Annotated in this window: 10 protein-coding genes; 2 read left to right on the top strand and 8 right to left on the bottom strand. The window is 71.3% G+C overall.

Annotated features, from left to right (window positions below; translation table 11 throughout):
- The first annotated feature begins 53 nt into the window (after positions 1 to 53).
- Positions 54 to 1991 carry a long-chain fatty acid--CoA ligase gene (locus Q9R26_RS14040; RefSeq protein WP_311227614.1) on the top strand — a complete coding sequence of 646 codons (1938 nt, stop codon included), beginning with the start codon at positions 54 to 56 and terminating at the stop codon, positions 1989 to 1991.
- Positions 1992 to 2269: 278 nt separating this feature from the next.
- Here the strand turns inward: Q9R26_RS14040 and Q9R26_RS14035 are convergent, their stop codons facing one another.
- From Q9R26_RS14035 to Q9R26_RS14025, 3 genes are all read right to left on the bottom strand, one after another.
- On the bottom strand, positions 2270 to 2401 hold the full coding sequence (locus Q9R26_RS14035; protein WP_259362772.1) for a hypothetical protein: 132 nt from the start codon (positions 2399 to 2401) through the stop codon (positions 2270 to 2272).
- 142 nt (positions 2402 to 2543) lie between these two features.
- Positions 2544 to 3047, bottom strand: coding sequence for a peptide deformylase (locus Q9R26_RS14030; protein ID WP_182065497.1), 504 nt, complete (start codon positions 3045 to 3047; stop codon positions 2544 to 2546).
- 1 nt (position 3048) lies between these two features.
- Positions 3049 to 6459: a pyruvate carboxylase gene (locus Q9R26_RS14025; RefSeq protein ID WP_311227613.1), complete on the bottom strand. Its 3411-nt coding sequence runs from the start codon at positions 6457 to 6459 to the stop codon at positions 3049 to 3051.
- A 60-nt stretch (positions 6460 to 6519) separates the two neighbouring features.
- On the opposite strand from Q9R26_RS14025, the gene Q9R26_RS14020 reads away from it, so the two are divergent.
- Entirely contained in the window at positions 6520 to 7332 is an 813-nt protein-coding gene (locus Q9R26_RS14020) for a ParA family protein (RefSeq protein WP_027465232.1), read from the top strand.
- A gap of 681 nt (positions 7333 to 8013) precedes the next feature.
- On the opposite strand, the gene Q9R26_RS14015 is transcribed toward Q9R26_RS14020, so the two are convergent.
- From Q9R26_RS14015 to Q9R26_RS13995, 5 genes are all read right to left on the bottom strand, one after another.
- Complete coding sequence (locus Q9R26_RS14015; RefSeq protein ID WP_027465231.1) at positions 8014 to 8574, bottom strand: MerR family transcriptional regulator; 561 nt, start codon at positions 8572 to 8574, stop codon at positions 8014 to 8016.
- Between the two features lie 184 nt (positions 8575 to 8758).
- Entirely contained in the window at positions 8759 to 9463 is a 705-nt protein-coding gene (locus Q9R26_RS14010) for a MerR family transcriptional regulator (RefSeq protein WP_182065501.1), read from the bottom strand.
- Positions 9463 to 9942 (bottom strand): FHA domain-containing protein, encoded by a 480-nt coding sequence (locus Q9R26_RS14005; RefSeq protein WP_051596676.1) that lies wholly within the window; start codon positions 9940 to 9942, stop codon positions 9463 to 9465. Before Q9R26_RS14005 ends, Q9R26_RS14010 begins: the two co-directional genes overlap by 1 nt.
- Before the next feature lie 135 nt (positions 9943 to 10077).
- A complete protein-coding gene (locus Q9R26_RS14000; RefSeq protein ID WP_259362774.1) occupies positions 10078 to 11109 on the bottom strand; it encodes an iron ABC transporter permease in 1032 nt (343 codons plus the stop codon).
- A complete protein-coding gene (locus tag Q9R26_RS13995; RefSeq protein WP_182065503.1) occupies positions 11106 to 12140 on the bottom strand; it encodes an iron ABC transporter permease in 1035 nt (344 codons plus the stop codon). The genes Q9R26_RS14000 and Q9R26_RS13995 overlap by 4 nt, the downstream gene beginning before the upstream one ends.
- Positions 12141 to 12289 lie beyond the last annotated feature (149 nt).

Below are 12289 nucleotides of genomic sequence, written 5' to 3'. Positions count from 1 at the left end.
TCGCCTCGGTGTTGAGGCGCACTCGAGTCGAATCGGCAGACAAGGGAGTCACCGTGAACGATCAGCGTCCTGCACGCAGCAGCGCCTCCACCGACACGTCCAGCGTTGGCAGTGCCGCCACCGGGACCACGCCGTCGGCCGGGAGGCACGCCACACCCCCCAGCGCAGGTCCCGTCGCCCCCGACCACGGCTCGGCAGCGCGGCTCCTCGGCGACCGCGTCCGCCTGACGCCCGACCGTCCGATCCTGGCCCAGCGCCACGGCGACGCCTGGACCACCTTCACCGCGGCGGAGACGCTCGCCCGGGTGCGCGGCATCGCGAAGGGCTTCGTCGCAGCCGGGCTCGAACCGGGCGCGCACGTCGCGATCCTGTCCCGCACGCGGCTCGAGTGGACCCTGGTCGACTTCGCCGTGTGGACAGCCGGCCTGGTGTCCGTGCCCGTCTACGAGACGAGCTCCCCCGACCAGGTGCGCTGGATCCTGTCCGACTCCGAGTCGGTCGCGATCGTCGTCGAGCAGGAGGAGCACGCACGCCGCGTCGCCTCCATCGCGCCCGACCTGCCGTCCCTGGGCCAGCACTGGACGATCGACGGTGGCGGCCTCGACGACCTGACCCGGCTCGGCGAGGACGTCACCGACGAAGAACTCGACGCCCGGACGGCGAACGTGCACGGGCACGACGACGCCACGATCATCTACACCTCGGGCAGCACCGGCCGACCGAAGGGCTGCGTCCTGCGGCACGACAACTTCACCGCCACGGTGGAGGGCGCGAGCGAGGCGATGCCCGAGGTCGTCGCCGACGGCGCCTCGACCCTGCTGTTCATCCCACTGGCCCACGTCTTCGCCCGGTTCATCGCCGCGATGTCGGTGTCCGCCGGCGTCCTCGTGGGCCACGAGCCGGACACCAAGGACCTGATGCGAGCGGTGTCGACCTTCAAGCCGACGTTCCTGCTCGCTGTCCCGCGGGTGTTCGAGAAGATCTACAACTCCGCCGAGCAGAAGGCCGACCTCGGTGGCAAGGGCAGGATCTTCCGGGCGGCGGCCGACACCGCGGTCGCCCACTCCGAGGCCCTCGCAGCCGGCAGGGTGCCGTTCCTGCTCGGGCTCAAGTTCAAGCTGTTCGACCGGCTCGTGTACGCCAAGCTCCGCGACGCCCTCGGCGGACGGGTCGAGTACGCCGTCAGCGGTTCGGCACCGCTCTCCCCCCGGCTCTCGCACTTCTTCCGTTCCATCGGCGTGCTCATCCTCGAGGGGTACGGCCTGACCGAGACCACCGCTCCCGCCACGGTCAACCGCGCCCGGGAACTCCGCATCGGGACGGTCGGCCGCGCGCTGCCCGGCATCGAGGTCCGGATCGCCGACGACGGCGAGATCCTGATCCGCGGCGTCGACGTCTTCGACCGGTACTGGCGGAACGACGAGGCGACGGAGCACGCCTTCGCCGACGGCTGGTTCCGCACCGGCGACCTCGGCCGGCTCGACGCCGACGGGGTCCTCACCGTCACCGGCCGCGCCAAGGAGCTCATCGTCACCGCGAGCGGCAAGAACGTCGCGCCGGCACCGCTCGAGGACGGCATCCGCGAGCACCCGCTCATCGGCCAGGTCGTGGTGGTCGGCGAGGGCAAGCCGTTCGTCGCAGCACTCGTGACGCTCGACCGCGAGATGCTCCCCGGCTGGTGCGAGTCCCGCGGCATCACCCCGACGCTGAGCGGGCACGAGGCCGCGTACGACGAGCGCGTGCTCTCCGCCGTCCAGGAGGCCATCGACGCCGCCAACGGCCGGGTCTCCCGCGCCGAGTCGGTCCGGTCGTTCACGATCCTCGACACGGACCTGACCGAGGCTTCCGGGCACCTCACACCGAAGCTCACGATCAAGCGGTCGGTGATCCTGCAGGACTTCGCCGCGGACATCGACCACATCTACTCCGGGTCGAAGGTGCAGACGACGGCGACGCCGGTGATCGAGGGTCGGCGCCGCAGTCGCTCGTAGCACTCGCCGGGCGTACCGGGTCGATTCGGGCGTACCGGGTCGTTTCGGGCGTACCGGGTCGATTCGGGCGTACCTGGTCGTTCCTTTCGACCAGGTACGCCCGATCCCGCCGGGTGCGCGCGGGTGTGGACGCAACGGCCTGGGCCACCGTCGCCGGTTCCGACGCGCCGCGCCAGCGGCGGGTCGGCCGTACCGATGGGGAGAGGCCCGGATCACGTGCGTCGGACGTGATCCGGGCCTCCAGGCCGCGCAGTGGGCGCCGGGGGCGCCTGCGGGGCTCAGGCCTCCGGCGACTGCTCCGTCGCGGGGGCGTCGAGGACGGCGGTCGAACCGGTCGTGACGGTGGTCTCGGCCGGTCGACGGTTGGTGCGGGTGCGGTGCGAGCTGAGCTCGTCATTCTGACTGGTCATGCGGGAGTCCTGGGGGGATGGGATGGTCGTCGGTGGGAGGCCGACAGCAGCACGGTACCCCCTCGTCAGGACAAAGCGACAATCCCCCGTGGGGGTGTCACACCACTGTTCACAGCTCGCGAACGCGGGACTGTGGGAGCGCTCAGTGGAACCAGTCCTGCGCGCGGATGTCTCGCAGTGCCTGGCGGCGGACCTCGGGGTCGAGCGTCATCACGTAGACGGTGCCGTCGAGGTGGTCGCACTCGTGCTGGAGCGCCTCGGCCATCAGGCCCGTGCCCTCGAGGACGACCTCCGCGCCGTCGACGTCGACACCCCGCACCTTCGCGTACGGGAAGCGACGCGTCGGGTACCCGAGCCCCGGGACGGAGAGGCACCCTTCTTCCATGAGCTCGGGCTCCCCGGAGACCTCGACGAGCTCGGGGTTGAGGACGTAGCCGACCGCACCGTCCACGTTGTACGAGAACGCACGGAGCCCGACGCCGATCTGGGGCGCGGCCACCCCGGCACGCCCCGGCTCCTTGACGGTGTCGATGAGGTCCTGCACGAGGTCACGGACCCCGGCGCTCCCGAGCAGTTCGGGTCGGATCGGGTCGGCCGGCGAACGGAGGACGGGGTCGCCGAACAGGCGGATGGGACGAACGGTCAATTTACTGCAGCACCACCAGGAGGTCGCCGGCGTCCACCTGCTGGGTCACCGGGATCGCGAGTCGGCCGACGGTGCCCGACACGGGCGCCGTGATGGCCGCTTCCATCTTCATCGCCTCGATGCTCGCCACCGGCGTACCGGCCTCGACGACGTCACCGACGGCGACCTTGAGCGTCACCACGCCGGAGAACGGCGCGGCCACGTGCTTCGGGTCGGACGCGTCGGCCTTCTCGGCCGCCTTCGTCTCGACCTCGACCGAACGGTCTCGGACGGCGACCGGGCGGAGCTGCCCGTTCATCGTCGCCATGACCGTGCGGATGCCCTTGGCGTCCACCTCGCCGATCGCCTCGAGCCCGACGAACACGTCGACGCCCTTGCCGAGCGGGACGCTGTGCTCCTGTCCGGGGCGCAGCCCGTACAGGTAGTCGACGGTCGGGACGACGGACAGGTCGCCGTACTGCTCCCGCACGCGCTGGAACTGCTGCGTGGGCTGCGGGAAGAGCAGGCGGTTGAGGGCCTGCTGACGCCCGGGCCCGCGGGTCTCGAGGTGCGCGCGCTCGTCGGCGGGCACCGGGGTGATCTCGAGTCGGACGTCGCGACCGGCCAGGACCTTCGAGCGGAACGGCTCGGGCCAGCCACCGGGCAGGTCGCCCAGCTCGCCGGCCATGAACCCGACGACGGAGTCCGGGATGTCGTACTTGTCGGGGTTCTGCTCGAAGTCGACCGGGTCGGCACCGACCGCTGCGAGCTGCAGCGCGAGGTCGCCGACGACCTTCGACGACGGCGTGACCTTCGTCGGGCGCCCGAGGATCCGGTTCGCCTCGGCGTACCAGTCCTCGACCTGCTCGAACCGGTCGCCGAGCCCCAGGGCGATCGCCTGCTGCCGGAGGTTCGACAGCTGACCGCCGGGGATCTCGTGCTTGTAGACACGCCCGGTCGGCCCGGCGAGCCCGGACTCGAACGGTGCGTACACGCGACGGACCGACTCCCAGTAGGGTTCGAGGTCACCGACGGCGTCGAGGGACAGGCCGGTGTCGCGCTCGGTGTGGGCCAGGGCGGCGACCAGGGCGGACATGCTCGGCTGACTGGTCGTGCCGGCCATCGGTGCTGCGGCGACGTCCACGGCGTCGGCCCCGGCGCGCGAGGCGGCGAGCAGGGTCGCGAGCTGGCCGCCGGCGGTGTCGTGGGTGTGTACGTGCACGGGCTGGTCGAAGCGCTCGCGCAGGGCGGTGACGAGCTTCTCGGCCGCACCGGCACGGAGGAGCCCCGCCATGTCCTTGATGCCGATGACGTGCGCGCCGGCCTCGACCATCTGCTCCGCCAGCCGGAGGTAGTAGTCGAGCGTGTAGAGGTCCTCGGCGGGGTCGAGGAGGTCGGCGGTGTAGCAGAGCGCCGCCTCGGCGACGGCCGTGCCGGTCGCGAGCACGGCCTCCAGGGCTGGACGCAGCTGGCTGACGTCGTTCAGCGCGTCGAACACGCGGAAGACGTCGACGCCGGATCGAGCCGCCTCGTCGACGAAGGCGTCGGTGACCTCGGTCGGGTAGGGCGTGTACCCGACGGTGTTGCGGCCGCGCAGCAGCATCTGGATCGGGATGTTCGGCATCGCTTCGCGCAGCGAGGCCAGGCGCTCCCAGGGGTCTTCCCCGAGGAACCGGAGTGCCACGTCGTACGTGGCACCACCCCAGGCCTCGACGCTGAGCAGCTGCGGGGTGAGCCGCGCGACGTGCGGTGCGACGGCGACGAGGTCCTTCGTGCGGACCCGGGTGGCGAGGAGCGACTGGTGGGCGTCACGCATCGTCGTCTCGGTCACCGCGAGGGCCGTCTGGGCACGCAGGGCCTTCGACCACTCGGCCGGACCCATCGCCAGCAGGCGGTCGCGCTGCCCCGCGGGGACCGGGGCCGTCAGGTCGGTGGAAGGGAGCTTGTCGGCCGGGTCGGTGACCAGCGGCGACCGCTCACCGTTCGGCTTGTTCACCGTGACGTCGGCGAGCCAGGTGAGCACCTTCGTGCCACGGTCCTTCGAGACGTGACCGCCGAAGAGCTGCGGGCGTTCCTCGATGAACTTCGTCGAGACGTCACCGCGGGCGAAGTCCGGGTCCTCGAGCACGGCCTGCAGGAACGGGATGTTCGTGCTGACGCCGCGGATGCGGAACTCGGCGAGTGCGCGCTTGGCCCGGGACACCGCCGCCGGGAAGTCCCGGCCGCGGCACGTCATCTTCGCGAGCATCGAGTCGAAGTGCGGGCTGATCTGCGCGCCGGTGGCGACCGTGCCGCCGTCGAGCCGGACGCCGGCGCCGCCGGGGCTGCGGTAGGTGCTGATCCGGCCGGTGTCCGGACGGAAGCCCTGCGTCGGGTCCTCGGTCGTGATGCGGGTCTGCAGCGCCGCGCCGTGCACGGCGACGGTTCCCTGTGCCAGGCCCAGGTCGGCGAGGGTCTCCCCCGCCGCGATGCGCATCTGCGACTGCACCAGGTCGACGTCGGTGACCTCCTCGGTGACCGTGTGCTCGACCTGGATGCGCGGGTTCATCTCGATGAAGACGTGCTGGCCCTGGCGCTCACCCTCGGTGTCGAGCAGGAACTCGACGGTGCCGGCGTTCACGTACCCGATCGACCGGGCGAAGGCCACGGCGTCACGGTGCAGTGCCTGCGCGATCGCGGGGTCGAGGTTCGGTGCCGGCGCGATCTCGACGACCTTCTGGTTGCGCCGCTGCACCGAGCAGTCCCGCTCGAACAGGTGGATCGTGCCCGCGTCGGTGCCGGTTGCGTCCGCGAGGATCTGCACCTCGATGTGGCGCGGACGGATGACGGCCTGCTCGAGGAACATCGTGGGGTCGCCGAACGCACTGTCGGCCTCGCGCATCGCTGCTTCGAGTGCGTCGCGCAGCTCGGGCTTCGTCTCCACCCGGCGCATGCCTCGGCCGCCGCCACCGGCGACGGCCTTGGCGAAGACCGGGAACCCGATCGCGTCGGCGCCGGCGATCAGTTCGTCGATGTCGCGGCTCGCTGGGGTGCTCGCGAGGACCGGGACGCCGGCCGCGATCGCGTGTTCCTTGGCGGTGACCTTGTTGCCCGCCATCTCGAGTACGTGCTCGCCCGGACCGATGAACGTGATGCCGTTCGCGGCCGCTGCCGCGGCGAGTTCCGGGTTCTCGGACAGGAACCCGTACCCCGGGTAGATCGCGTCGGCCCCCGACTCGCGGGCGACGCGGATGATCTCGGAGACGTCCAGGTACGCCCGGACCGGGTGACCTCGCTCCCCGATCAGGTAGGCCTCGTCGGCCTTGAGGCGGTGCAGGGAGTTCCGGTCTTCGTACGGGTAGACGGCCACCGTACGGGCCCCCAACTCGTAGGCGGCACGGAACGCGCGGATGGCGATCTCGCCACGGTTCGCAACGAGGATCTTCGTGAACACGACGTCCCTTTCAGCCCGGGTTGAGGTGAGACAACCCTAGTGGCGGTAACGTTGCTCAACGTGCATGTACTCAGCGTGAGCTCCCTCAAGGGTGGTGTCGGCAAGACGACGGTGACGCTCGGCCTGACCTCGGCCGCGTTCGCCAAGGGACTGCGCACGCTGGTGGTGGATCTGGACCCGCAGTCCGACGTCTCCACGGGCCTCGACATCAACCTCGCCGGCCACCTCAACGTCGCCGACGTCCTCGAGAACCCGAAGGAGAAGATCGTCCGTCAGGCGATCGCCCCCTCGGGCTGGACGAAGGGGTCGCAGGGCAAGATCGATGTCATGGTCGGGTCGCCCTCCGCCATCAACTTCGACGGGCCGCACCCGTCGATCCGCGACATCTGGAAGCTCGAAGAGGCCCTGGCCAACGTCGAGCAGGACTACGAGCTCGTCCTCATCGACTGCGCGCCGTCGCTGAACGCCCTGACGCGCACGGCGTGGGCCGCGTCCGACCGCGTCACCGTCGTCACCGAGCCCGGCCTGTTCTCCGTCGCCGCCGCCGACCGTGCGCTCCGCGCCATCGAGGAGATCCGCCGCGGACTCTCCCCGCGCCTGCAGCCGCTCGGCATCATCGTGAACCGTGCCCGGGTGCAGTCGCTCGAGCACCAGTTCCGCATCAAGGAGCTCCGGGACATGTTCGGCCCGCTCGTGCTCTCCCCGCAGCTGCCGGAGCGCACGTCGCTGCAGCAGGCGCAGGGTGCGGCGAAGCCACTGCACGTCTGGCCCGGTGAGTCCGCGCAGGAGATGGCAAAGAACTTCGACCAGCTGCTCGAGCGCATCATGCGCACCGGCAAGATCGGTCCGTACGCCGAGGGCGGCGCCGCGTAGGTCGTTGCGGTCGAGCGGGCACGACATGCCGCTCACGTCCGCCGAGCGGTCACCAACTGTCGGCCGGCCGCCGCGCAGCCGACAGTTCGTGGCCACTCCGCGACACGCCCACGGCGGTTCGTGACCACACGGCGACTGCCAGGAGGCCCACCCCGGCCCCGCCAGACACGCCCGACTCCAGCTCGCCAAGCGGTCACGACATGCCGCTCACGTCCGCCGAGCGGTCACCAACTGTCGGTCCGCCGCCGCGCAGCCGACAGATCGTGGCCACTCGGCGACACGCCCACGGCGGTTCGTGACCACACGGCGACTGCCAGGAGGCCCACCCCAGCCCCGGCAGACACGCCCGACTCCGGCTCGCCCAGCGGTCACGACGTGCCGCTCACGTCCGCCGAGTGGTCACGAACTGTCGGCCGGCGGCCGCGCAGCCGACAGTTCGTGACCACTCGGCGACACGCAGGCGACGGTTCGTGACCACACGGCGACTGCCAGGAGGCCCACCCCAGCCCCGGCAGACAATCCCGACTCCAGCTCGCCCAGCAGTCACGACATGCCGCTCACGTCCGCCGAGCGGTCACCAACTGTCGGCCGACGGCCGCGCAGCCGACAGTTCGTGACCACTCGGCGACACGCAGGCGACGGTTCGTGACCGCGCTGGCGAGCCGCGGGACGAGAACTTCGTCAGGAAGCGCGGGAAGCGCGACGAGCGGCGAGCTCGTCGGAGGGGTCGGCCGCGGCGGTGGCGTCGAGCTCGACCAGGGAGCTCTCGACCTCGCGCAGGACCTTGCCGACCGCGATGCCGAAGACACCCTGGCCGCGGGACACGAGGTCGATGACCTCGTCGTCGGAGGTGCACAGGTACACCGAAGCGCCGTCGGACATCAGTGTGGTCTGCGCCAGGTCGGAGACGCCGGACTCCCGGAGCTGGTTGACCGCGGTGCGGATCTGCTGCAGCGAGATGCCGGTGTCGAGCAGGCGCTTCACGAGCTTGAGCACGAGGATGTCGCGGAACCCGTACAGGCGCTGCGATCCGGACCCGGCGGCCCCGCGGATCGTCGGCTGCACGAGCTCGGTGCGGGCCCAGTAGTCGAGCTGTCGGTACGAGATGCCGGCTGCCCGTGCGGCGACGGTGCCGCGGTAGCCGTTCTGCTCGTCGTGCTCGGGCAGACCATCGGTGAAGAGCAGCCCGAGGTCGTACCGGGTCACATCGGACTCGGTGCCAGGGGTGTCGTTCCCACTCATGAGCTTGCCTTCCACGACGATCGAGCTCCCACCCGAAGCTTCAACGACGGGTTGAGAGTTGTTCCGAGGTCCACGGTAGCGACTCCGACCGCTCCCGCGCGGGACATCCGACCCGGCGCGTCCGGCGTGTCGAGGATACGCCTCGACCACTGACACACAAGCCCTGTCGGAGCACCGGACGGCGTCATGCGTCGAGACGACCGATGGCCTGGCGGATGAGGTTAGACCGGATGATCTCGAGGTGCCCGGCGATCTCACGCGCGAGCTCGGTGGCCTTGGCCCGCGAGGTCGCGTCGCCCCGGCGTGACACCGGCATGAGGGCGGACTCGATGAGACCGACCTCGCGCTCGGCAGTGCTGCGCAGCGTGCGGAGGTGTCGCGGCTCGATACCCGTGCGCTGCAGTTCGACCAGGGCCTTCAGCACGGAGACGCCGTCGTCGCCGTAGGTGTCGGTGGCCGGGAGCAGCGACGCCGACACCGCGTCGGCGAGGAGCATCGGCGAGGCGCCGGCTGCCCGGACCGTTTCGTCGCGGGTGTACCGACGTTCGCGACCGAGGATCGACGGCTTCGGGGCGTCTCCACCGCCGGGCAGGACGGGTTCGCGCCCGGCATCGAGATCGGCCAGGTAGTCCTTGATGACCTTGAGCGGCAGGTAGTGGTCACGCTGCAGTCCGAGGATCACCCGGAGCCGCTCGAGGTCGGCAGCGGAGAACTTGCGGTACCCGCTGGCCGTGCGGATCGGCGTGACGAGCTCGCGCTCTTCGAGGAACCGCAGCTTGGAGCTCGACAGGTCCGGGAACTCGGGCTTGAGGCGAGCGAGGACCTGCCCGATGGTGAGCAGGTCCGGCGCCGCGGACCCCGCCCGGGCCGCAGCGGACCGTGCGGCCACTACGCGTTCGCCAGGCGCGCCAGGTCGACCCGAGATGCGTAGAACGTCAGGCGGAACTTGCCGACCTGGACCTCGGCCCCGTCGGTGAGCAGCGCTTCGTCGATGCGGACACCGTCGAAGTACGTGCCGTTCAGCGAGCCGTTGTCCTTGACACTGAAGCTCGTGCCGTGGCGCAGGAACTGCGCGTGCTTGCGCGACACGGTGACGTCGTCGAGGAAGATGTCGGCGTCGGGGTGCCGACCGGCCGTCGTGACGTCGGAGTCGAGGAGGAACCGCGCACCCACGTTGGGGCCACGACGGACCACGAGCAACGCCGACCCGGAGGGCAGGGCGTTGACGGCTTCACGTTCTTCGGTCGAGACACCGGACTCGGCGGTGAGCGCCGCGCCCATGTCCATGCTGAAGGTCAGCGTGGTGTCGACCAGCCGCTGCTCCGGGGTCTTCTGACCGCCCGGCTGCGGGACCACTGGATCTGGCATCGGTGGACCTCCTCCTCTTGGCCCACCAGCGTATCGGAAACGAAGGCCCGAGCGGCAGCCCCGATCTGGGACTGTGGAGGGACTTCCGCGATCCGCGAACGCCCGAGCGCTGTCAGCGACCCGTGCGACCCGACGTCACCGTCCCCGCGCGAGCAACCAGAGCAGGTAGGGCGCCCCCACGACGCCCGTCACGACGCCCACGGGCAGTGCGTTGCCGGGGATCGCGAACTGTGCCAGCAGGTCGCTGCCGAGCGTGATCGCGGCACCGACGGCGGCGACCGGCGCGAGAGCCACCCGTCCGCCGCCGACCAGGCGTCGGGCGATCGGTGCGGACATCAGCGCCACGAACGACACGGGCCCCGCGGTGGCCACGGCCGCGGCGGTCAGGCACACGGCAGTGAGGAGCAGGAGCACCTTCGCCCGGTCCGGCCGGAGTCCGAGCGCGGCGGCGACCTCGTCCCCGAGGCTCAGCACCTGGAGGCGGGCGGACTGCAGCAGCGCGAGCACGCCGAGCACGGCGAACGCGACGCCGAGGACTCCGACCAGGTCGCGGTCGACGGCGTTCAGGCTGCCGGAGAGCCAGAGCAGCGCGGTGCCGGCCTGGGTGACGGTGCCGCTCGTGAGCATCCAGCCGGTGACGCTCAGGCAGATCGCCGCGACGCCGATCCCGACGAGGATCACCCGGTTACCGGTGATCCCCCGTCGCCAGGCGAGCCCGGCGATGACGATCGAGACCGCCACGGCGCCGACGAGCACGACCGAGAAGAGGGTGCCGCCGCTGGCACCGAACAGCACGATGGCGGTGAGTCCGGCGGCGCTGGCCCCCGAGGTGATGCCGATGACGTCGGGGCTCGCGATCGGGTTCCGCACGACGCTCTGCACGATGGCACCGGCGACGCCGAGGCTGGCGCCGACGAGGACGGCACCGAGCACCCGCGGCCCGCGGAGCTGCCCGATGACGAAGTCCGAGATCCGGTCCCCCTGGCCGAACAGGGCGGCGAGCACCTGCCCCGGGGTGAGCGGGATCGACCCGGCGCCGAGCCCGACCAGGACGAGCACCACGATGACCGCCACCACGGCGACGAGCACCGCGACCTCACGGCGGAGCCCGGCCGAGCGGCGCAGACCGCCAGACCGGGGACGCCCGGAGCTGAACGACTGCCTCACAGTCCCCGCACCGCCCTCGACCGCACGAGCGCGATGAACACCGGCGCCCCGATCAACGCCGTCACGATGCCGACCTGCAGCTCCCCCGGGTACGCCACGACGCGACCGATCACATCGGCGACGAGCAGCAGTGCGGGGGCGACGATCGCCGACAGCAGGATGGTCCAGCGGTGGTCCGGTCCGGAGAGGCGGCGGACCGCGTGCGGCACGGCGAGCCCGACGAAGGCGATCGGACCGGCGGCGGCCACCGCGGACCCGGCCAGCAGCACCGCGACCAGGCCGCCCACGGCGCGGACGAGCACGACCCGCTGCCCGAGCGACGCCGCGAGTTCGTCCCCGAGCGCGAGGGTGTTGAGCGACCGACCGAGACCGAACGCGATCACCAGCCCGACGAGCACCGGCGCCGTGATGATACCCGCCGTGCCGAGGTCCTTGCCGGCGAGGGCACCGACCTGCCAGAACCGCAACTGGTCGAGCAGGCTCTGGTCGGTCACGAGCACCGCGGTGGTGACCGACGACAGCGCCGCGGCGACCACGGCTCCGGCGAGGGCGAGTCCGACGGGTGAGAGGCCGCGCCGGGCAACGGTTGCGATCCCGTACACGAGCAGGGCGGCGAGGGCGGCCCCGACGAACGCGAAGGGCAGGTAGGCGGCCGTGCCGCTCACCCCGAAGACCGCGATCCCGGCAACCACGGCCAGGGTCGCACCGGAGTTGATGCCGAGGACGCTCGGGTCGGCGAGCGGGTTCCGCGTCACGCCCTGCATGACCGCTCCGGCCACTCCGAGCGCGGCTCCGGCGAGCAGTCCGACGACGGTGCGGGGCACGCGATTGCCGAGCACGATGAGCCCGACCTCGTCGCTCCGACCGGGGTGCAGCACCGTGTCGAGGACGGTGCCGAGCGGGATCGGCCGCGAGCCGTACGCGATCGACAGCGCGCAGGCCACGGCGAGGACGACGACCGCCAGCACGGTCGCACCGACGAGTCGGGGGACGGAGCTGGGAGCCGGAGGCGTGGACGTCGACGGAGGCATGGAAGTAAGGCCACCCTAACGCCGGAGCCCCACTCGGCGTCCCCCGAGCAAGCCCGGAGCGTGCGCAGGGTTCGTTCATAGGCTCGTCATGGGAAAGCGCCCTGTACTGGTCTCCATCGACGCCCGACCGGGCCGTCGAGGGACGACCG

The sequence above is a fragment of the Curtobacterium sp. BRB10 genome, assembly GCF_031844325.1.
GTDB classification, from domain to species: domain Bacteria; phylum Actinomycetota; class Actinomycetes; order Actinomycetales; family Microbacteriaceae; genus Curtobacterium; species Curtobacterium poinsettiae_A.
Note: the sequence above shows the minus strand (reverse complement) of the source record. Positions and strands in the feature narration are given on the sequence as shown.

What these genes read in the sequence shown, in the direction of transcription:
- Q9R26_RS14035 (WP_259362772.1), bottom strand. Translation starts at nt 2,401, where the DNA reads ATGACCAGTCAGAATGACGAGCTCAGCTCGCACCGCACCCGCACCAAC.
- Q9R26_RS14015 (WP_027465231.1), bottom strand. Translation starts at nt 8,574, where the DNA reads ATGAGTGGGAACGACACCCCTGGCACCGAGTCCGATGTGACCCGGTAC.
- Q9R26_RS14005 (WP_051596676.1), bottom strand. Translation starts at nt 9,942, where the DNA reads ATGCCAGATCCAGTGGTCCCGCAGCCGGGCGGTCAGAAGACCCCGGAG.
- Q9R26_RS13995 (WP_182065503.1), bottom strand. Translation starts at nt 12,140, where the DNA reads ATGCCTCCGTCGACGTCCACGCCTCCGGCTCCCAGCTCCGTCCCCCGA.